The 20,120-nt window shown below is 66.9% G+C and carries 26 protein-coding genes; 15 read left to right on the forward strand and 11 right to left on the reverse strand.

Translation table 11 applies throughout. From position 1 onward, the window contains the following. Positions 1-122: 122 nt before the first annotated feature. Entirely contained in the window at positions 123-1,097 is a 975-nt protein-coding gene (locus tag VIR09_RS27430; RefSeq protein WP_332015737.1) for a tripartite tricarboxylate transporter substrate binding protein, read from the forward strand. Then, positions 1,094-1,606, forward strand: a complete 513-nt coding sequence (locus VIR09_RS27435) for a GAF domain-containing protein (protein WP_332015738.1) — start codon at positions 1,094-1,096, stop codon at positions 1,604-1,606. Before VIR09_RS27430 ends, VIR09_RS27435 begins: the two co-directional genes overlap by 4 nt. A gap of 30 nt (positions 1,607-1,636) precedes the next feature. Here the strand turns inward: VIR09_RS27435 and phnE are convergent, their stop codons facing one another. The 3 genes from phnE to phnC all read right to left on the reverse strand — a co-directional run bounded on the left by phnE (position 1,637) and on the right by phnC (position 4,365). Further along, positions 1,637-2,431, reverse strand: a complete 795-nt coding sequence (phnE, locus tag VIR09_RS27440) for a phosphonate ABC transporter, permease protein PhnE (protein WP_013395697.1) — start codon at positions 2,429-2,431, stop codon at positions 1,637-1,639. Between the two features lie 83 nt (positions 2,432-2,514). Further along, positions 2,515-3,495 (reverse strand): phosphonate ABC transporter substrate-binding protein, encoded by a 981-nt coding sequence (gene phnD / locus VIR09_RS27445; RefSeq protein WP_332015739.1) that lies wholly within the window; start codon positions 3,493-3,495, stop codon positions 2,515-2,517. Between the two features lie 33 nt (positions 3,496-3,528). After that, positions 3,529-4,365: a phosphonate ABC transporter ATP-binding protein gene (phnC, locus tag VIR09_RS27450; protein WP_332015740.1), complete on the reverse strand. Its 837-nt coding sequence runs from the start codon at positions 4,363-4,365 to the stop codon at positions 3,529-3,531. 196 nt (positions 4,366-4,561) lie between these two features. On the opposite strand from phnC, the gene VIR09_RS27455 reads away from it, so the two are divergent. The 5 genes from VIR09_RS27455 to VIR09_RS27475 all read left to right on the forward strand — a co-directional run bounded on the left by VIR09_RS27455 (position 4,562) and on the right by VIR09_RS27475 (position 7,148). Then, entirely contained in the window at positions 4,562-4,993 is a 432-nt protein-coding gene (locus tag VIR09_RS27455) for a GFA family protein (protein WP_332015741.1), read from the forward strand. Positions 4,994-5,046: 53 nt separating this feature from the next. Then, complete coding sequence (locus VIR09_RS27460; RefSeq protein ID WP_013395701.1) at positions 5,047-5,412, forward strand: ArsR/SmtB family transcription factor; 366 nt, start codon at positions 5,047-5,049, stop codon at positions 5,410-5,412. Next, on the forward strand, positions 5,405-5,953 hold the full coding sequence (locus VIR09_RS27465) for an SRPBCC family protein (RefSeq protein WP_332015742.1): 549 nt from the start codon (positions 5,405-5,407) through the stop codon (positions 5,951-5,953). The genes VIR09_RS27460 and VIR09_RS27465 overlap by 8 nt, the downstream gene beginning before the upstream one ends. A gap of 490 nt (positions 5,954-6,443) precedes the next feature. Continuing rightward, the gene (gene infA, locus VIR09_RS27470; RefSeq protein WP_207465529.1) at positions 6,444-6,707 is read left to right on the forward strand and encodes a translation initiation factor IF-1; all 264 of its coding nucleotides are present in this window, start codon (positions 6,444-6,446) and stop codon (positions 6,705-6,707) included. Between the two features lie 153 nt (positions 6,708-6,860). Beyond that, entirely contained in the window at positions 6,861-7,148 is a 288-nt protein-coding gene (locus VIR09_RS27475) for a hypothetical protein (protein WP_332015743.1), read from the forward strand. A gap of 46 nt (positions 7,149-7,194) precedes the next feature. On the opposite strand, the gene VIR09_RS27480 is transcribed toward VIR09_RS27475, so the two are convergent. The 3 genes from VIR09_RS27480 to mog all read right to left on the reverse strand — a co-directional run bounded on the left by VIR09_RS27480 (position 7,195) and on the right by mog (position 9,104). Then, positions 7,195-8,040, reverse strand: a complete 846-nt coding sequence (locus tag VIR09_RS27480; protein ID WP_414639472.1) for a peptidoglycan DD-metalloendopeptidase family protein — start codon at positions 8,038-8,040, stop codon at positions 7,195-7,197. Positions 8,041-8,066: 26 nt separating this feature from the next. Beyond that, positions 8,067-8,405, reverse strand: a complete 339-nt coding sequence (locus VIR09_RS27485) for a hypothetical protein (RefSeq protein ID WP_332015744.1) — start codon at positions 8,403-8,405, stop codon at positions 8,067-8,069. Between the two features lie 66 nt (positions 8,406-8,471). Beyond that, positions 8,472-9,104, reverse strand: a complete 633-nt coding sequence (gene mog / locus VIR09_RS27490; RefSeq protein ID WP_332015757.1) for a molybdopterin adenylyltransferase — start codon at positions 9,102-9,104, stop codon at positions 8,472-8,474. Positions 9,105-9,384: 280 nt separating this feature from the next. On the opposite strand from mog, the gene VIR09_RS27495 reads away from it, so the two are divergent. From VIR09_RS27495 to VIR09_RS27510, 4 genes are all read left to right on the forward strand, one after another. Beyond that, positions 9,385-10,509, forward strand: coding sequence for a D-alanyl-lipoteichoic acid biosynthesis protein DltD (locus tag VIR09_RS27495; RefSeq protein WP_332015745.1), 1,125 nt, complete (start codon positions 9,385-9,387; stop codon positions 10,507-10,509). Between the two features lie 13 nt (positions 10,510-10,522). Next, positions 10,523-10,648: a hypothetical protein gene (locus tag VIR09_RS27500; RefSeq protein WP_008162923.1), complete on the forward strand. Its 126-nt coding sequence runs from the start codon at positions 10,523-10,525 to the stop codon at positions 10,646-10,648. A 104-nt stretch (positions 10,649-10,752) separates the two neighbouring features. Continuing rightward, on the forward strand, positions 10,753-12,228 hold the full coding sequence (locus tag VIR09_RS27505; protein WP_332015746.1) for an inorganic phosphate transporter: 1,476 nt from the start codon (positions 10,753-10,755) through the stop codon (positions 12,226-12,228). 97 nt (positions 12,229-12,325) lie between these two features. Further along, positions 12,326-12,979: a DsbA family protein gene (locus VIR09_RS27510; protein ID WP_332015747.1), complete on the forward strand. Its 654-nt coding sequence runs from the start codon at positions 12,326-12,328 to the stop codon at positions 12,977-12,979. A gap of 16 nt (positions 12,980-12,995) precedes the next feature. On the opposite strand, the gene VIR09_RS27515 is transcribed toward VIR09_RS27510, so the two are convergent. From VIR09_RS27515 to VIR09_RS27535, 5 genes are read right to left on the reverse strand one after another with little or no spacing between them, the layout of a single operon-like run. Then, positions 12,996-13,610 carry a glutathione S-transferase family protein gene (locus VIR09_RS27515; protein ID WP_332015748.1) on the reverse strand — a complete coding sequence of 205 codons (615 nt, stop codon included), beginning with the start codon at positions 13,608-13,610 and terminating at the stop codon, positions 12,996-12,998. Between the two features lie 42 nt (positions 13,611-13,652). Next, positions 13,653-14,000 carry an AzlD domain-containing protein gene (locus VIR09_RS27520; protein ID WP_332015749.1) on the reverse strand — a complete coding sequence of 116 codons (348 nt, stop codon included), beginning with the start codon at positions 13,998-14,000 and terminating at the stop codon, positions 13,653-13,655. Then, positions 13,997-14,710, reverse strand: a complete 714-nt coding sequence (locus tag VIR09_RS27525) for an AzlC family ABC transporter permease (protein ID WP_332015750.1) — start codon at positions 14,708-14,710, stop codon at positions 13,997-13,999. Before VIR09_RS27525 ends, VIR09_RS27520 begins: the two co-directional genes overlap by 4 nt. A 56-nt stretch (positions 14,711-14,766) precedes the next feature. After that, positions 14,767-15,084 (reverse strand): chaperone modulator CbpM, encoded by a 318-nt coding sequence (locus VIR09_RS27530; RefSeq protein WP_332015751.1) that lies wholly within the window; start codon positions 15,082-15,084, stop codon positions 14,767-14,769. A 2-nt stretch (positions 15,085-15,086) separates the two neighbouring features. After that, positions 15,087-16,031: a DnaJ C-terminal domain-containing protein gene (locus tag VIR09_RS27535; protein WP_332015752.1), complete on the reverse strand. Its 945-nt coding sequence runs from the start codon at positions 16,029-16,031 to the stop codon at positions 15,087-15,089. Between the two features lie 182 nt (positions 16,032-16,213). Between VIR09_RS27535 and VIR09_RS27540 the strand changes: the two genes are divergently transcribed. The 4 genes from VIR09_RS27540 to VIR09_RS27555 form a co-directional block, all read left to right on the forward strand. After that, positions 16,214-16,543 (forward strand): DHCW motif cupin fold protein, encoded by a 330-nt coding sequence (locus VIR09_RS27540; RefSeq protein WP_013395717.1) that lies wholly within the window; start codon positions 16,214-16,216, stop codon positions 16,541-16,543. A gap of 104 nt (positions 16,544-16,647) precedes the next feature. Beyond that, a complete protein-coding gene (gene yfcF, locus VIR09_RS27545; RefSeq protein ID WP_332015753.1) occupies positions 16,648-17,283 on the forward strand; it encodes a glutathione transferase in 636 nt (211 codons plus the stop codon). 17 nt (positions 17,284-17,300) lie between these two features. Next, entirely contained in the window at positions 17,301-17,699 is a 399-nt protein-coding gene (locus VIR09_RS27550) for a VOC family protein (RefSeq protein ID WP_332015754.1), read from the forward strand. Between the two features lie 181 nt (positions 17,700-17,880). Further along, a partial coding sequence (locus tag VIR09_RS27555; RefSeq protein WP_332015755.1) for a DUF3141 domain-containing protein occupies positions 17,881-20,120 on the forward strand: 2,240 nt, incomplete at its 3' end.

Genomic DNA, 20,120 nt, shown 5'->3' on the forward strand with positions numbered 1-20,120 from the left:
CGGCGGCCTGCTGCTGCGCGCCGGCGCCAACCCGCGCGGCATGCAGGGCTATGCCGCCGGCCGCTGAACCTGTTTCATCCAACCGGCACACAGACCGGACATTACGCAAAGGGGTAAACACCATGACACTGCAATTCAAACGACTGCTGCGCACCTTCGCGCTGGGCCTGACACTGGCCGCGCCTGCGCTCACGCATGCCGCGTGGCCCGAAAAGCCCATCACGCTGATCGTGCCCTGGGCCGCGGGCGGCTCCACCGACATCCTGGCGCGCGTGCTATCCGAAGGCCTGACCCAGTCGCTGGGCCAGCCGGTCATCGTCGAAAACCGCTCGGGCGCGTCCGGCAACATCGGCACCACCTTCGTGGCCCGCGCCAAGCCCGACGGCTACACCTTGCTGGTGGGCTCGATGAGCACGCACACGATGAACCAGGCGCTCTACTCCAGCATGCCGTTCGACGGCGTGAAGGACTTCACGCCCATCGCCGAACTCGCGCTGGTCACCAACACCATGGTGGTGAACCCGTCCGTGCCCGCGTCCAACGTGAAGGAGTTCATTGCCTACCTGAAGGCCAATCCCGGCACCGTGGCCTACGCTTCCGCCGGCCAGGGTTCCACCAACCATCTGAGCGCCGCGCTGTTCGAAAAGGCCGCCGGCGTGAAGATGATGCACATCCCCTACCGCGGCGGCGCGCCTGCGGTGCTGGACACCGTCGCCGGGCGCACCCAGGTACTGTTCAGCGCCGGCACGCAGACCCTGCCGCACGTGCAGAACGGCAAGCTGAAGCTTTTGGCCGTCACCGAGGAAGCGCGGTCGCCCCTGCTGCCCGAAGTGCCCACGGTGGCGGAAACGCTGCCGGGCTATGAGCTGTCGGTCTGGTACGGCGCCTTCGGTCCGGCCGGCATGCCGCCCGAGCTGACGGCGCGCCTGAACCGCGAAATCAACCTGATCCTCAAGCGCCCCGAGGTCATCAAGAAAATGGGCGACATGGGCGTGCTGCTGACCGAAACCACGCCGGAGCAGTTTGGCCAGATCCTGGCGCGCGACGCCGACAAGTACGGCAAGCTGATCAAAGAACTGGGAATCACCGCCGAATGACCGTCAGCATCAATCTCGTCCCGCCGGCGCAGGCCGGCGTGGCCGCTATCGCCCAGGCCTATGCCGCCGCCGATCCGGCGGCGGCCTTCCGCGCCATCGACGCCCATGCGCACGCCGCGCTTGCCCACACGCTGTGCACCGTCAACCGCTATGACGCGCAGGCCATGCGGGTGGTGCGGCTGTACAGTTCCAACCCCGAGGCCTATCCGCCGGGCGGCAGCAAGGACAAGAGCGGCACCGCCTGGGGCCGCCACGTCCTGCTGGAGCGGAAGCTGTTCGTGGGCGAAGGCGAGGAGGCGATCCGCGAGTTCTTCAATGACCACGACGCGATCCAGCGCCTGGGCCTGCGCTCCGTCATCAATGTGCCGGTGGTGTATGGCGAGGTCTGCCTGGGCACCGTCAATTTCCTGATGCCGCGCGCGGCGGTTTCGGACGCCGACGTGCAGGCCGCGCAATTGGCGGGCCTGCTGGCCCTGCCCGCATTCCAGGTGCTGCGCCCGCAGGCCTGAAGCGGCGGGGCCCGCATGGGCCCCGCGCCCTCAGATCAGCGCGCGGCGGATGCGCGCCGAGGCCATGTCGATCACGACCACGAAGGCCACGATGATGATCATGACCGCGCAGGTTTCGGCATAGCGGAAGCTGCGGATGATTTCCCACAGCACGGTGCCGATGCCGCCCGCGCCCACGATGCCGACCACCGAGGCCGAGCGCACGTTGGATTCGAAGCGGTAGAGCGAATACGAGATCCACAGCGGCAATACCTGCGGGATCACGCCGTAGACGATTTCCTCCAGCGCATTCGCGCCGGTGGCGCGCACGCCCTCCACCGGACGCGGATCGATCGCCTCGACCGCTTCCGAAAACAGCTTGGCCAGCACGCCGGTGGTATGCACCCACAACGCCAGCACCCCGGCGAACGGGCCCAGGCCCACCGCCACGATGAACAGCATGGCGAACACCATTTCGTTGATGGCGCGGCAGGCGTCCATCAGGCGCCGCATGGGTTGGTACACCCAGGCAGGCACGATGTTCGACGAGCACAGCAGCCCCAGCGGCACGGCCACCACGATGGCCAGGAAGGTGCCCCAGACCGCGATCTGCACAGTGACGATCATCTCGTCCAGGTACATGCGCCAGTCGCGGAAATTCGGCGGAAAGAAGTCGGCCGCGAACTCGGCCATGTTGCCCGAATCGCGCAGCAGGTCCAGGGGCCGCATGTCCGCGCCCTTCCACGACATGACCAGCAGCGCCAGCACGACGCCCCATACGAGCAGGACTGGCAGCGACGATCGCGGCGCGGCGGAAAGGCGAGAGGTCTGCATGGCTACGTTCATAAGAAAAAGGCGATCCGCTAGGTGGTTTTCAGTTGCGGGCCAGCCGGCGCGCCCCGCGGCGCGCCGGCTGGCCGGTAGGAGACTTACTGCTTGGCGGCGGGCTGGCCCAGGCTGGCCAGCTTGCTGTCCAGTTCGGCCAGCTGCTTCTGTTTTTCGGCCTGGCCCAGCGTGGCGTCGGCTTCGACCTTGGCCTTTTCGCGCGCCAGTTCGATCTGGCGGATCGGCACCAATTGCTGGTTGTCGGAAGCGCGGAAGCCCTGGTAGGTCAAGGCCTTCAGGTTGGCCAGTTCGCGCTCGGCGTCCTTGCCCTTGCCGTAGTTGACGAAGAAGTCGCGGATGCGGCCCTTCAGGTCGGCGGGCAGGTCGGTGCGCATGACCAGCGGATCCGCCGGGATCAGCGGCGACTTCCACAGCACGCGCACGCTGTCGTTGGCGTCCTTGCCGGTGTTCAGGCGATAACGCTCCAGCGCCTCGGTGTTGTTGACGGCCACGTCCACCTGCTTGTTGATGACCGACAGCAGATTGGTTTCGTGGTTGCTGGCGCGCACCGTCTTGAAGAAAGTCTTGGGCTCGATCTTGTTGGCGGCCCACAGGTAATAGCCCGGCACGGCGGTGCCCGAGGTCGAGTTGGGATCGCCGGCGCCATAGCTCAGCGTGCCGCCGCGCTTGAGCACGTCGTCCAGGGTCTTCAGGTTGCTGTCCTTGTTGACGATCAGCAGCGACCAGTAGCCGGGATTGCCGTCCTTGTCGATGACGGAGGCGAACACTTCGCCCTTGGCGCGGTCCACTGCCTCGATCGCGGACTTGTTGCCGAACCAGCCCATCTGCACCTTGTTGAAGCGCATGCCTTCGATGATGCCGGCGTAGTCGGAGGCGAAGAAGGGCTTGACCGGCACGCCGATCGCGCGGCTCAGGTCGTCGATGACGGGCTGCCATACCGACTTCAGGTTGGTGGACGATTCCGTCGAGATGATGCCGAAGTTCAGGGTCTTGGCGTCTTCCGCGTGGACCTGGGTGGACAGGGCCGCAGCGGCGATCAGGGTGACAAAGGTTCTGCGTAGCATGGAAGGCTCCGGGGATAAACGGGTCGGGAAGAATCAGGCGGCTTGCGCCAATCGGGACAGCGGCGCCATGCCCGGCATGGCTGGCGCTTGCGGCGCGTATTCGGGGAGCAGCTCGCTCAGCTCGGAGCCGTACAGGTCGCTGAGCATGGACGGCGTGAGATCCGCGGAGGGGCCGTCATAGACCACCTTGCCGTGGCGCAGCGCGACCACCCGCGGGCAATAACGCAGGGCCACATCGACTTGGTGCAACGACACCACCACCGCCACCTTGCGGCTGCGATTGATCTGGGCCAGCGTGTCCATCACGCGGCGCGAGGATTCCGGATCCAGCGAGGCGATGGGTTCGTCGGCCAGGATGACGCGTGCGTTCTGCACCAGCGTGCGGGCGATGGCCGCGCGCTGCTGCTGGCCGCCGGACAGCGTCGAGGCGCGCTGAAATGCATAGTCGTCTATACCAACCTGGGCAAGCGCTTCCAGGCCCTGGCGCACTTCGCCGCGCAGGAACCAGCGCGTCAGGCTGCGCCACAGCGGCACGCGCGGCAGCAGGCCGGTCAGCACATTGGTAATGACGGGCAAGCGGCCCACCAGATTGAATTGCTGGAACACGAAACCGATGCCGGCGCGCGCGGAGCGCACGTCGCGGCTCAGGCGGCCGTCGCGCTGGATCATGCGACCATTGACGGCCACGCTACCCGCATCGCCAGCCACGAAGCCGGACAGATGGCGCAGCAGCGTCGACTTGCCCGAACCCGAGGCGCCCAGCAAGGCGACCATCTCGCCGTCGGCCACTTGCAGGTTCACACCGTCCAGCGCCTTGGCGCCTGCGTGGAAGCTCTTGCAGAGCCCTTGTACTTCGATGGCGTAAGTCATCGTTGAATCCCCATGGAATGTGTTCATGGCCGCATTCTGTTTTCGCGGCATGACAGCACGATGACCTGGGAATCGATTCATTTGGCGGAAAATAGGGACGCCGCAATGATCTGAAAGACGTTCGTCATAAATGGCCGGTTCCAGCCCGGCGCGCGCAGGTATATTGGAAACATCCCCCAACAGCCTGGCGTTCATCATGATCAAAGGTTCCTGCCTGTGCGGCCGAGTCGCCTACGAGATCAGCGGCCCGCTCACCGACGCCCTCAACTGCCATTGCACGATCTGCCGCAAAGCGCACGGCGCCGCGTTCCGCAGCCGGGCGACGGTCCAGGCCAAGGACTTTGCCTGGACTCGCGGCGAAAGCCACGTCACGTGGTACTGCTCGTCTCCGGGCAGCTATCGCGGCTTCTGCGAAGCCTGCGGCACGCCCTTGCTGACCCGCTTCGACCAGACTCCGGACGTCTACGGCCTGCCGCTGGGCCCGCTGGACGATGATCCGGGCATCAAGCCGGCCGCCCACTGCCATGTGGCCAGCAAGGCGCCCTGGTTCGACATCAGCGACGATCTGCCGCAATACCCCGATGCGTACGGCGCGATGGAAGAAGACCATCCGCAAGCGGTTACATAAAAATTCAACCGAATAGTTGAATTTCCTCGGAAGGGCAGACTATATTCAACCCCATGGTTGAATCAAATCCCTCCCCCGTCCTCGATGCCGTGTTTCGCGCGCTGGCCGATCCCACGCGCCGCGACATGCTGCGCAGCCTGGCTCAGGGCGAGCAGACCATAGGCGAGCTGGCGGCGCCCCACAGCATGAGTTTCGCGGGCGCCTCCAAGCATGTGCAGGCCCTGGAACGCGCCGGCCTGGTCCGGCGCTCCATCCGCGGCCGCACGCATGTATGCAGCCTCAATCCGGAACCCATGGCCGAGGCCATGCAGTGGCTGCGCTTCTATGAACAATTCTGGTCGGGCAAGCTGGGCGCACTGGAAGCCGCGCTCATCGCCAGCCGCCCCCCGGCCGCCTCTTCTGGAGAACAACATGAGTGATCACGGCGTCGTCCTGGACCCCACCTCCATCCGCTTCACGCGCATCCTGCCCGCCAGCGTCGACGAGGTCTGGGCCTTCCTCACCGAATCGGAAAAACGGGGCCGCTGGCTGGCGTCCGGCGACATGGAGCTGCGCGAAGGCGGCGGCGTCACGCTGCGCTTCATGCATGCGGACCTGTCCTCGGTGGCCGAGCCCGTGCCCGAAGCCTACAAGCCGTACGAAGGCGGCGTCACCACGCAAGGCATCGTCACGCGCTGCGAACCGCCGCGGTTGCTGGCGTTCACGTGGGGCGGCTCCCCTGGCCATCCTTCCGAAGTCACTTTCGAGCTGTCGCCCCAGGGCCAGGAAACGCGCCTGGTGCTGACGCACCGCAAGCTGTCCTCGCGCGATGGCATGGTGGATGTGGCCGGCGGCTGGCATGTGCATCTGGGCGTGCTCGAAGCCCGCCTGGCCGGCCGCGCTCCTGGCCCATTCTGGTCCGTTCTCGGCCGGGTGGAAGAAGAGTATCGGGAGCGGATCCCTTCTGGCCAGAGTCGTTGAGCAACAACTATCACGGCGCAGTGACAGATAAATACTGGCTAATCACTGCGCTTTGCAGTAACATAAGTCCGTGATTTTTCCGCAAAAACCGGGCTTCGGTCACTCTGCGTGCCAACCTGTACCCCCTGCGGGCATTGCTCCGGGCCAACCCAGGACGTGCCCGGCTTTGCCGGAACAACCCCGCCCCCGCCGGGCGCACCGCCAACCCAACCGTCGCGCGGCCCGGCTGCAACAGATCCATCCCGCTTCTTCCGGCGATTTGCGCAAAACGCGCCGCCGCGACCAAGCCGCGCACCGCGCACACATTACCCTTGCGGCGCGAGTATCCGTCATTTCAGACATCCGCTTCGGATGCCGTGGCCCTTACCCGCGCTTGCCCGGACGTTTTACGTTCAAACCGCTGGACCCGCTGTCTGGGTCCGACGCGCTTGCCGCCCTGTGCTGCAAGCCATGCCGCCGGCATGGCAGCGCGTATTGATAGGAGAAAAGAATGGCTAAAGAAGAACTCATCGAACTGGATGGCATCGTTGACGAAGTGCTGCCCGATAGCCGCTACCGCGTGAAGCTGGACAACGGCATCGAAGTCGGCGCCTACGCCTCCGGCCGCATCCGCAAGCACCGCATCCGTATCCTGGCGGGCGATCGCGTCACCCTGGAAATGTCGCCGTATGACCTGACCAAGGGCCGCATCAACTTCCGCCACAAGGACGAGCGCGGTCCCGCCCCCCAGCGTCCTCAGCAGTACCGCCGCTAAGCCAGGGCCACAGGGCCGGCCCCGCGCCGGCTCCCCTCTTTCGCGCCAGCCTTAAATCTGGACCGCGAAATGCCGTAATGCGTGGAGCGCCCGTTCATGAAAGAATGGCGCCCTCTGCCAGGCGCGACGCCGGCAGGATAGGCATGAAGCAAGATGGACCTGACACAAGATCTGCAAGCCGCCGCTGACCAGCTTGCCCTGGCGCGAAGAAAATTCGTCAAGGGCGAGGAAGGCCTGCGCCTGCTGCACCAGTCGCGCGAGGCCTTTATCAACAGCCTGCGCAATACCGGCCTGGCCTACGCCGACGCCAAGACCAAGTACGACAACTGCCTGGACGAACAGGAAGCCGAGCAGCTCCACGTGCGGCAGCAGATGGACTATGCGGAACGCGTGCACCAGCACGTGCTGCAGCTGATCGCGCAGCAAGCCGCCACGGCCTGAAGGCGCGCGGGCCGGACCCGCCGCGCTTCCTTCTTCCCGACGGGAATCAGGGCTTGAATGCCCCGATGAAGATGGCCGGATCGACGCGCGCGTCGTTCAGGCTGACGTTCCAGTGTAGATGCGGACCGGTCGCGCGGCCGGTCGCCCCCACCTTCCCCACCAGTCCGCCGCGCGGCACCTCGTCGCCGACGTTCACGTCGATGGCCGACATGTGGCAGAACATGCTGACGAAGCCCTGGCCATGGTCCAGGAACACCGTCTTGCCATTGAAGAAGTAATCCCCCACCAGCACCACCACGCCGGCGGCCGGCGCCTTGATCGGCGTACCCGCGGGCACGGCGAAATCCAGGCCTGAATGCGGATTGCGTTCCTCGCCATTGAAGAAGCGCCGCAGGCCGAACGGGCTGGACAGGCGGCCGCCGTTCACCGGCCGGTCCAGCAGCAGATTGCTGGGCGTGACGCCGGCCCGGTAGCCGCGGTTGGCCGCGGTCTGCTCGGCCAACTCGCGCTCGATGCGCGCCATGTCGTCAGGATTCGGATTGACCTGGCGCGGATTCTTCAGCGTGATGTGCTGGGCCTTGTATTCCTTGGCGCCAACCTTGAAGGACAGCGCGCGCTTGCCTTGCGCGTCCTTGACTTCCACCTGCTGTTCACCCGGCTTCACGCTGAGCGGAATGCCAACCACGGCAATCCATTGCTTGCCCTCTTCACGCACGACCAGTGCGCGCCGGCCCAGGAAGCTGACTTCGGGCGCGCGCTCGGCATTGCCCAGGCCCAGGACGGCGACGCCGCCAGGCACCGGAACATTGAGCTTGCGGGTGATGAAGCCGGTCTGCTGCGCGCGGGCGGGCAGCCCCAGGCAGAGAGCCGCTGCGGCCAGGCCCAGCCGCAGGACGTCGCGACGATGATGCACGGCGTTCACAGGCACAGGTTGGCGGGTTCGATAATGGTTTGGTCGCGGCGGGCGATGCGCGTGGACAGGCGCACGTCGGTCTTGCCCTTCCAGTGTATGGTCGTCAGCACGGCCTCCACGCCCAGGCTGTCTTCCTGGATCAATTCAAAGCCGTTGCGTACCGCCTTCTGCTGGAAGTTGATGCCCAGGTTCTTCCAGGATTCCGCGACGCAGGCCGTGTAGTCCTCGGGCGTGCGCTGGGTGGCGCCGTAAAAGACCGGATCGCGGTCGCGCACGTCTTTGACGTTGGCGCAGGCCGACAAGGCTGCCAGGACAGTAAGGGACAAAACAGTGCGGACCTTCATGGCGATGGGACTCTCGAGCGGTTTTTGGGGGGGTGAAAGGGGCGGCCAATATAACGCAGCGCTGGATCAAGCCTGCGGCGCGCGGCGGGCCGATTTGGGACGGAAGGCCGCGATGACTTCCGGCCGGGTCTCGGCGTACGGGCCGCCGATAAGATCGATGCAATAGGGAATGGCGGCGAAGATGCCCGGCACCAGCACGGCGCCGTCCTCGCCCTTCAGCCCTTCCAGCGTTTCGCGGATGGATTTCGGCTGGCCCGGCAGGTTGACGATCAGGGCGGCATGGTCGGGCGTTTCCCGAATGACCGCCACCTGGCGCGACAGGATGGCCGTGGGCACGAAGCGCAGGCTGATCTGGCGCATCTGCTCGCCGAAGCCGGGCATTTCCTTGGTGGCGACGGCAAGCGTCGCCTCGGGCGTGACGTCGCGGCGCGCCGGACCTGTGCCGCCGGTGGTCAGGACCAGATCGCAGCCGCAGCCGTCCACCAGCTCGATCAGCGTCTCGGAGATGCGCCCCGGCTCGTCGGGGATCAGCCGGTCCACCGCCTGCCAGGGTGAAACCAGGGCGGCGCCCAGCCATTCGCGCAGCGCGGGCAGCCCCAGGTCCTGGTAGGTGCCGCTGGAGGCGCGGTCGGAAACGGACACCAGGCCCACGATCAGTTCGTCGGGGTGCTTGCGGGCGATGCGGGTAGTGGCGGTCATGGGCTGCGCAATCTGGGTGAGGGGCATACGGGCGGCGCGGATGCGGCGGCGGGCGAGGTCAATCATGGAAATCCAGAAGAACCCCGCCACAGCGATGCTATCGCATTCTTTCCCTGCGGGAATCGCGGAGGCAGGCATCGCAGCGGCAGCGGGCCCTGTGGCAAAAAGGCGAATCGGCTTTGGCCCCGCTTTCCCGCGCTTGTTCCGGTCATGTCCGCTCGATAACATCCGCTAACAAACCTACCCCAATAGAGAGAGCCCCGCGCGGCATTGGTTCCCCATGTTCAAACGCACACTACGGCAGCATGCGCTGGCGGCCGCGCTGGCCCTGGCCGCGGCGGCTGCCGCCGGGTGGGGAGCCCTGCACTCCCTGGCGCTGAAAACGGAACCGGTGCCGGCGGCCGCGCCGGGCATCTACCTCCCCAACCTGGGCAATACGCTGCAGGAGCAGACGCGCAACCTGTCCCGCATGAGCCAGGCCTTGCGCACGGGCGACCGGCTGGTGATCCTGGGTTCGTCGGAGTTGACCAGCAACGACCTGCGTTTCGTGCCCTATCGCTACCTGGCTGACGAATTGCAGTTGCCCGTGCTGGCCTATGGCCATTCGGGCTTCCAGTCCCTGGGCATGCAGCTGGTGCTGGCGGCGATGGCCGAGGACCTGTCGCCGGCGTCGCGCGTGGTGGTGATGCTGTCGCCGGGCTGGTTCGACGGCGAGGGCGGACTGGGGCCGGACGAGTTCAAGGAACACGCCAATCCGCTGCTGCCCCGCCTGCTGCGGCAACCCGAGGGCCGGGCGGAGGTGGTCCGCTGGCTGCAGGCCAAGGGCGACGCGGGCGTCGCCTGGTCGATGGCGGCCGAGCAAGCCTACGTGTTCCGCCAACGCCTGGTCGACCTGTGGACGCCCGCCCATGCGGCGCCCGCCCCGGAGCGCGAACGCGAGGGGCCGCCCACGGCCGCCCGGGTGGTGGATTGGGAGGCGCTGGCGGCCCAGGCCCAGGGCGCCGAACAGGCCCTGATGGGCGGCAACCGCTACGCGGTGCGGGACGAGTTCTTCAATAAATACCTGCGCGGCATCCCCGAAGGCGGCAAGACCGCCTATCAGCCCCAGCCGCTGACCGGCCGCGATGAACTGCGCGAACTGGGCGCTCTGATGGCCTTGCTGCGCCAGCGCGACGTCAATGCGCTCTTTGTCATGCAGCCGCTGCATCCCCTGGTGTTCAAGGACCTGGACCGCTTCGGCCCGGTGCAGCGGGAAGTCGCGGCGCTGTGCCAGCGCTACGCCATGCGCTGCATGGACATGTACAGCGCACCCTTCGAAGTGGGGATGCTGCGCGACGTGCAGCACCTGGGAGAGCTGGGCTGGCTGCGCGTGAACCAGAAGATCGCGGAAGTTTTCTACCCATGAAGGATGGCCGGCAATGAAACGCACCCTGTGGCTGTGCCTGCTCTACCTGGGCGTCCTGGCGGTGATGGTGATCCAGGCGGATACCTCGGCGAATCTGGGCAAACCGATGGAAATCGAGTTCCAGTATTCGAAATTCTGACCCCGGGCGGGGTCCGCTGCCTGCTTTTGGTAGCCGCAAGCAACCAGTGACAGGTCACAAATCTGCAATAATCGGCTCCTCTCGCCGGAACCTCCCCCGCCTCCATGTTCGACCTCTTCCACGGCCTAGACCTCTGGGTTGGCCTCAGCCTTGCGCTGGCCCTGACATTCGTCCTGGCCTTCGAATTCATCAATGGATTCCATGACACGGCGAACGCCGTGGCCACGGTCATCTACACCAAGGCCATGCCGCCGCATCTGGCGGTGGTGCTTTCCGGCATCTTCAACTTCCTCGGCGTGCTGCTGGGCGGCGTGGGCGTGGCCTACGCCATCGTGCACCTGCTGCCGGTGGAACTGCTGATCAATGTGGACACCGGCCGCGGGCTGGCCATGGTGTTCGCCATGCTGGCGGCGGCCATCGCCTGGAACCTGGGCACCTGGTACTTCGGCATCCCGGCGTCCAGCTCGCACACGCTGATCGGTTCGATCCTGGGCGTGGGCCTGGCCAATGCGCTGATCACCGACCTGCCGCTGGCGGACGGCGTCAACTGGGGCAAAGCCATCGACATCGGCCTGTCCCTGGTGGTGTCGCCGGTGGCCGGCTTCCTGGTGGCGGGCGGCCTGCTGCTGGCGCTCAAGCGCTGGCTGCCGCTGTCGAAGATGCACAAGACGCCGGAACAGCGCCGCGCCCTCGACAACAAGAAGCATCCGCCCTTCTGGAACCGCCTGGTGCTGGTGCTGTCCGCCATGGGCGTGAGCTTCGTGCACGGCTCCAACGACGGCCAGAAAGGGATAGGCCTGATCATGCTGGTGCTGATCGGCATCGTGCCCGCCAACTTCGTGCTGGACACCAACAGCACCACCTACCAGATCGAGCGCACCCGCGACGCCGCCAACCACCTGAACGTGTTCTACCAGCGCAACGAAGCCATGCTGGGCGACTACCTGGCGCTCAAGCGCGTGGACGCGACCACCGAGCTGCCGCGCAACTTCCGCTGCGATCCCGAGCTGACCCTGCCGACCATCGCCGCGCTGCAAACCGATCTGCACGGCGTGTCCAATTACGCCGACCTGCCGGCCGAAAAGCGCATTTCCGTGCGCCGCTACCTGCTCTGCCTGGACGACACGGCCAAGAAGGTCGCGCGCATCGAAGGCCTGCCCGCGCGCGAACGCGCCGACCTGCAACGCCTGCGCGCCGACCTGACGGCCACCACCGAGTACGCCCCCTTCTGGGTGATCGTGGCGGTCGCCCTGGCGCTGGGCGCGGGCACCATGGTCGGCTGGCGCCGCGTGGTGCTGACGGTGGGCGAAAAGATCGGCAAGCAGGGCATGACCTATGCGCAGGGCATGTCCGCGCAGGTGACCGCCATGGGCGCCATCGGCATTGCCAACGTCTTCAGCCTGCCGGTTTCCACCACCCACGTGCTGTCCTCGGGCGTGGCCGGGACCATGATCGCCAACAAGAGCGGCCTGCAAGGCAGCACGGTGCGCAACATCCTGATGGCCTGGATCTTGACCCTGCCGGCCTCGATGCTGCTGGCCGCCGGCCTGTTCTGGATCGGCGTGCAGATCGCCGGCTGATGCTTGGCGGCCGTGCAGGCAATCTGCACGGCCGATGCAACACTCTGGCTACCCCGCCAGGCTTCCTCCCGGCATGGCCCGCGTCTACCATGACGCCATGGCTACCTCAAATCCCACCCTGCATTACATTTTCGACCCGCTCTGCGGCTGGTGCTACGGCGCCGCGCCGCTGGTGGAGGCGGCTCGCGCCGTGCCCGGCCTCGACATCGCGCTGCATGGCGGCGGCATGATGACGGGCGGCAATCGCCAACCGGTCACGGACAGGCTGCGCCGCTATGTCATGCCGCATGACGAACGCATCGCCGGCCTGACGGGCCAGCCCTTCGGCGACGACTACTACAACGGCCTGTTGCGCGATGAGGGCGCGGTATTCGATTCCGAGCCGCCCACCACCGCCATCCTGGCCGCGCAGGCGCTGGACAGCCGCGGACTGGACCTCCTCAAGCGCATCCAGCGCGCGCACTACGTGCAGGGCCTGCGTATCGCCGATCCGGCGGTGCTGGAATCCCTGGCGGCCGACATCGGCCTGGACCCGGTAGCCTTCCGCGCCGCCTATGCCGCCACCCAGGGGACCGAAACCGCCGCCCACATCGCCGCCAGCCGCAAGCTGCTGGCGCAGGTCGGCGGCAGCGGCTTTCCCACCCTGGCGCTGGAACGCGATGGCGTCTGCGAGATGCTGGAGCCCAGCCGCTACCTGGGCCGCCCCGAGGAATGGCAGGCGGACCTGAGCGCGCGCATCGGGCGCGGTTGAAACCTGCGGCGGCGCCTCAGGCTTCCTCGATGTCCCCGTCGCGCTGCAAGGCCCGGTGCATGGCCGGGCGATCACCCAGCCGTTCCGCATAGGCGGTGAACACAGGCGTCTCAGGCACGACTTTCACCTGCATCATGTACTGCAGGGTGCCGCCCAGCACGATGTCCACCGCCGAGAACTTCTCGCCCAGGAAAAACGGCCGCGCCTGCAAGACACGGGTCAACACCTGCTCGACCTCGTCGGCCGAGCCCCAGCCCAGCGCGCTGCCCGGGTGCGGGGTCTTGAAGGCGCGCTCGGCCATGGCGGGCTCGAACACGCCGGTGGAATACGCCAGCCAGGTCAGGTAGGGGCCGCGCAGCGGATCGCCCACCACTGGCCCCAGCCCGGCTTGGGGAAACAGATCGGTCAGATAGAGGGCGATGGCCGGCGTCTCGAAGACGGGCACGCCGTCATGCACCAGGGCCGGCACCTTACGGTGCGGATGGATGTCGATGTAGTCCGAGGGCATGTGGCCCGCGCCGTCGCTGCCGCGGATGGACACCATTTCGGTGTCGTAGGGCACGCCCAGTTCTTCAAGCAGCCAGAGTATCCGGAACGACCGCGAGCGCGGCGCATGATAAAGCGTAAGCATGGTCGGTCTCCATGGAAGTCCGACCATTTTGCTCCGCAGGCGTTACGCCGCCAAGGCCAGCAACACCCCGTATCCCGCCATGCCCAGCAGCACCGCGACGCCGGCGTTGCTGACCAGGCGCGCGGCCACGGCAGTCACGACCAGGCCGCCCACATAAGGGCCGATGTTCGCCGCCTGGTCGCCAGCGGCCAGCAGGTCGGGCACGATCACCGCCGCGGCAATCCCGGCCAGCAGCGACGGCCCCAAGGCGGCCAGCGCCGAGCCCTCGCGTGACAGGTGGCGCAGCAGGCGGCTGCGTTCGGACAGCATGAAAGGCAAGGCCCGCGTGAGATAGGTGATGACCGCCATGGCGATCACCGCGCCCCAGAAACCCAATCCGTCGGCATTCATGCGGACCTCCGCAGGCGATATGCGGCGCAGCCGATGACCGCGCCGGCCAGGATGGCCAGACTGGTATGGCCCAGCGCGGCCACGGCGCCGGCGCCGGCCACCGCGGCAATGATGGGCAGGCCCATGCCCCGCCTTGCACCCTGGCACACCAGGGCCATGAACAGCGCGGGCAGCGCGAAGCGCATCACCTGGGACAGCATGGGGTAATGGCGCTCCAGCCCGTCTCCCGCATAGACGCCGACGGCGGTCCCGGCGATCCAGGTCAGCCAGGCGCCCAGCCCCAGCGCGATCATCCAGCGCTGGCGGCCCGCGGGCGCCACGGCCTGCAAGCGGTTGAAGGCGGTGGCGAAGACCTCATCGGTCAGCAGGAAGGCGACCTTCAGGCGCTCATTCAGCGCCGCGGGCAGGAAGCGCGACAACAGCGGGCCGTACAGCAGATGGCGGGCGTTGAGCAGCGAGCACAGCGCCACCACCCATAGCCACGGGGTGCCGGCCTTGATGGAGGCGAGCAGCAGGAACTGGCTGGCGCCGGCGTAGACCAGCACGGAAATCAGCACCACTTGCAAGGGCGACAGGCCTGCCGCCACGCCGGCGATACCGAAAGTCACGGCCACCGGGAAGTAGCCGATCATGACGGGCAGGCAGGATTTCAGGCCATCGATGCGGGCGCCGCCCGCGACAGCGGGCGCGGGGGCAGGAGGTGTCTGCAAGGTATTTCGCTGGTCTCGTTCCACGGCCAGCTAGTTTACCCATCCGCGCGCCGCCGTTACTTGTCTTCCAGGCCCAGTGCGCGCAGTTGCGCCTTCAGGCGGCGGACTTCCTGGCTCAGGTCCAGGATCAGCGCCGCCGCGTCCAGGCCCGCGCCGTAATCCCGCAGCAGCCGGCGGGCATCCAGCGCGCGCTGCAGGTCGGCGCTGTAGAAGCGCCATTCGGCGGGCCCGTGGCCGCTGGTCGTGACGATGCCGACCTCGACCAGGCGCGCGACCCATTCGACTTCCTCGCCGCAGGCGCGGGCCAGATCGTCGGCGGAAAGCGGCCGGGACTTGCCCACGACGGTGGCGGTGGTGACGACTATTTTTTTCATGGTCATACCCCCAGATGACGCCGCGGATTGAAGGGCAGGTCCTGCTGCAGCTTGCGGTAGGCCTCCTTGGCCGCCTCGCTGTCAGCGGGCGGCAAGACCAGGTCCAGCACCAGATAGAGATCTCCCGGCGGATCGCCCGGGATGCCGCGGCCGCGCAGGCGCAGCTTGCGGCCATTGGCGGACCCGGGGGGGATCGAGACTTCGACCGTGCCACCCGGCGTGGGCGCATGCACGCCAGCGCCCAGCGCGGCTTCCCAAGGCGCCACCGGCAGCGTCATGTAGAGATCGCGGCCGTCGGCGCGGTAGCGCGGATGCGGCTTGAAGCGGACTTCCAGATAGAGGTCGCCGTTCTCGCCGCCGCCGTAGCCCGGCATGCCCTGCCCGGCCAGGCGGATGTACTGGCCCTCGCGCACGCCCGCGGGAATGCGCACGCTGAGCGTGCGGGTCTGCATGTGGGGGCGGCCCTGCTCGTCCATCTGCATGGAACGCAGGCTGATGTCGCGCGTGGCGCCCTTGAGCGCGTCTTCGAGGTCCACCTCGATCGCGGCGTGGTGGTCCTCGCCGCGCGCGCGGAACTCCTGCTGCTGCTGCGCCCCGCCCCGCCGGCTGCGGCCGCCGAACAGCGAGGAGAAGAACTCGCTGAACTGCGCCTCGTCGCCGGGCGCGGCGCCGCGGTGGAACTCGAAGCCTTCGTCCCAGCCGGGCGGCGGCTGGAAGCCGCCCTCGGGCGACACGCCAGCGGCCAGATTGTCGTAGGCCAGGCGCTTTTCCTTGTCGCGCAGCACGTCATAGGCTTCGTTGACGTCGCGCATGCGCGTCTCGGCGTCGCTTTCCTTGCTGACGTCGGGATGATACTTGCGGGCGAGCTTGCGGTAGGCGCGCCGGATGTCGTCTTCGGAGGCCTCCCGCTCCACCCCCAGAATGCTGTAGTAGTCCTTGAACTCCATGTGCAGCCCTTGGCAAAGCGTTGCAGCCGCCTCCGGTTGCGCCGGATCCGGCCTGGGATATCAAGAAGATAGGGGTTATGGAGCGATTTTTCAATGCGCCAGGTCAGGCCTGTCCCCGGCCTGGCGTAGTATCTGTTTTTTAAACGGGGCGATTCCGCCCGGTCCATGACGCAGGATTCACGATGAAGATGAGCAACATCCCCTTCGGCACCACCGACTGGTCCGAGGTGGAACGCACCGAACATGCTGGCGACACCGGCATGGCCTATTGGCGCACCCGCCAGTTCGGCGACCTGCGCGTGCGCATGGTCGAATACACGCCCGGCTATCTGGCTGACCACTGGTGCAGCAAAGGCCACATCCTGTTCTGCCTCGAAGGCGAACTGCACACCGAGCTGGAAGATGGCCGGCAGTTCGTGCTGACGCCCGGCATGAGCTACCAGGTCGCGGATCAGGCCGAGCCGCACCGCTCGTCCACCGCCGTCGGCGCCAAGCTCTTCATCGTCGACTGAGGCCCCGGCGCGACAGGCCAGCCGCAGATGCGTTACGCTTTTAAGTAGTAGCCGCGGCCCGCCGCCGCGGCGCATGCCATTACCCGTCTGACCGGAGACTAGATTTGGGCGCCCCGCTTACGCTATTCGTCGATTCCCTGTTCCTCAGTCCCTACGCCATGTCGGCCTATGTGGCGCTGACCGAAAAACAGCTGCCGTTCGAGGTGCGCCCCATCGACCTGGAAGCGGGTGAACAGCGCATGCAGCCCTACCAGAGCCGCGCGCTGACCTCCCGGGTGCCGGCGTTGACGCACGCGGACTTCAGCCTGACCGAGTCCAGCGCCATCACCGAATACCTGGAAGACGCCTTCCCCGCTCCGGCACACGCCGCGCTGTATCCGCGCGACCTCCAGCAGCGCGCCCGCGCCCGCCAGCTGCAGGCCTGGCTGCGCAGCGACCTGGGTGCCTTGCGCCAGGAACGGCCGACCGAAACGGTGTTCTACGGCGCTGCCGGACTGCCGCTGTCGGACGCGGCCCATGCCGCCGCGGCCAAGCTCATCCACGTGGGCACCCATCTGGTGGGCACGGGCCGGACCTCGCTGTTCGATGAATGGAGCATCGCGGATACGGACCTCGCCGTGATGCTCAAGCGCCTGTTCCAGGACGATCTGCCCGACGCGCTGCGCGCCTATGCCGACGCCCAGTGGCTGCGCCCCTCCGTCCAGAAATGGCTGGAGCACAACGCCGCCGCGCGCGCCTGACCCGACCAGGAGCCGCGATGCAACTGCTGGATCACGTCTCCATCGCCGTTTCCCGCCTGGACACCGCCCGGCCCTTCTACGACGCCATCATGCAGGCGCTAGGCGCGGCCAAGGTCTATGACCGCCCCGACGCGCTCGGCTACGGCGAACGCTGCCGGGCCGGCCACAGCCAGCACAGCTATCTGTCCGTGTTCGCCGATGACGCCGCCGCTGCCCCGGCCGCGCGCCGCCACTGGTGCTTCAAGGCGCCCAGCCGCGCCGCGGTCGACGCATTCCATGCCGCCGGTCTGGCCCATGAGGGGCGCGATGACGGCGTCCCGGGCCTGCGCGAGCACTACCACCCGCATTACTACGCCGCCTTTCTGCTGGACCCGTCGGGCAACCGCATCGAGGCGGTGTGCCACGACGCTATTTGAGCCTGCGCCCGCTCGCCCGACTCTAATGGGGACGGGTAGATTCGTCCTGTTTGACCTGCGTCAATCCCCATGATGTTGCACCGCAACATCAGTTGCGGTGTAATGGGGAGGTCAACTCGGCCGGTTCCACTCGGAATCGGCGCGGCGGTTTGCCGCCGCAAGCAACCTACAGGAGATCGCCATGGCCGGATCTGGCAACGATCGCGTACCCGCCCCACTCTTCAACCCCTGGACCGCCGCCTACGAATACGCAGTGGACGCCTGGCAGCGCGGCGTGCTTTACGCCGATGTCATGCGCCAGCGCGGCAACCAGTACCACGAGCACATGGCCAAGCGCGCCCCGAATGTGCTGAGCATGGAATCCGAACTGGTACTGGACGGCCGCTGTCTGCCGCGTCCCGTCAACTATGGCCTGCTGCGCATCAAACCGCCGGAAGGCGTGGAAACCGATCCCATCAAGCGGCCCTTCCTGGTGGTGGATCCGCGCGCCGGACACGGCCCCGGCATCGGCGGCTTCAAGCCCGAGAGCGAGATCGGCGTGGCGCTGCGCGCCGGCCACCCCTGCTACTTCGCCACCTTCCTGCCGCAGCCCATGCCGACCCAGACCGTCGAAGACGTGATGATGGCCGAGGCGCGCTTCCTGGAAGAAATCATCGCGCTGCACCCCAACGCCGAAGGCAAGCCGGTGGTGGTGGCCAATTGCCAGGCAGGCTGGCAGATCATGATGACCGCTGCGGTGCGGCCCGAACTGTTCGGCCCCATCATCGTGGCGGGCGCGCCGCTGTCCTACTGGGCCGGCTGGCGCGGCATGAATCCCATGCGCTACGCCGGCGGCCTCCTGGGCGGCAGCTGGCTCACCGCCATGACCAGCGACCTGGGCGACGGCAAATTCGACGGCGCCTGGCTGGTGCAGAACTTCGAGAACCTGAATCCGGCCAACACGCTGTGGTCCAAGCAGTACAACCTGTACGCCAACGTCGACACCGAGGCCAAACGCTACCTGAGCTTCGAGAAATGGTGGGGCGGCCATGTCTTCCTGAACGGCCCGGAAATCCAGTACATCGTCGATAACCTGTTCGTGGGCAACCGCCTGGCCACCGCCGGCCTGGTGACCTCGGACGGCATCCGCATCGACCTGCGCAACATCCGCTCGCCCATCGTGGTGTTCTGCTCCAAGGGCGACAACATCACGCCCCCGCCGCAGGCGCTGGGCTGGATCCCCGACCTGTACCAGGACGAATCCGAAGTGCTGGCGCATGGCCAGACCATCGTCTATGCCGTGCATGAAAGCATCGGCCACCTGGGCATCTTCGTGTCCGGCAGCGTGGCGCGCAAGGAGCACCAGGAGTTCACCTCCAACATCGATATGATCGACGTGCTGCCGCCGGGCATCTATCAGGCGGAAATCGCCGACAAGACGCCCGACACGCCCAACGCCGACCTGGCCTACGGCAACTACGTGCTGTCGTTCGAGCAGCGCAGCCTGGACGACGTGCGCGCCATCGTCGAGCGCAACGAAGAGGACGACCGCCGCTTCGCCGCCGTCGCCCGCATTTCCGACATCAACCTGGGCATATATCGCAGCTTCGTGCAGCCCTGGCTGCGCGCGCTGGTGACGCCCCAGTCGGCGGAATGGTCGCAGCGCCTGCATCCGCTGCGCCTGCCCTATGAGCTGATTTCCGACCGCAATCCCGCCATTGCGCCCATCGCGCAGGTCGCCGAACAGGTGCGCGAGCATCGCCAGCCGGCCTCGCCCGCCAACCCCTTCCTGATGGCCCAGGAAATGTTCTCGAACCTGGTCGAGACCAGCCTGAACATCTGGCAGGAACTGCGCGATTCCGCCGACGAGCGCACCTTCATGGGCGTGTACGGCTCGCCCCTGGTGCAGGACCTGGCCGGCCTGGGCGCGCGCTCCGGCCCGCCGCGCAAGCACCCGGGCGTATCGCCCGAGCACCGCCGCTTCATGGAAGAGCGCGCCGCCGAACTGCGCTCGCTGATGCTGGAAGGCGGCCTGCGCGTCGCCGCGATCCGCATGCTGCTGTACGTGTCGGGCGCCGAAGGCGGCCTGGACGAACGCAGCTACGCGCTGATCCGCAAGATGCGCGCCGAATCCGACACCGCGCTGTCGCTGCAGGAATTCAAGGACATCATCCGCGACCAGGCCTTGATGATGACCCTGGACGCGGCCGGCGCCATCCAGGCCATCCCGCACCTGCTGGAGCATGCGCCCGCAGCCGCGATCCGCGAAACGCTGGACACCATGAAGCACGTGCTGGAAGCCGCCGAGCCTCTGAGCGAAGCCGCCCGCATCAGCCTGGACGAAATGGAACGCCTCTTCGAGTACGCCGAGCGCCGCGCGCAGAAGCGCGACGAAGCGCTGCAACCCGCGCCCCGCAAGGCGCCAGCCGTTGCGCGCAAATC

Source organism: Achromobacter sp., from assembly GCF_036567245.1.
Taxonomy (GTDB): domain Bacteria; phylum Pseudomonadota; class Gammaproteobacteria; order Burkholderiales; family Burkholderiaceae_B; genus Achromobacter.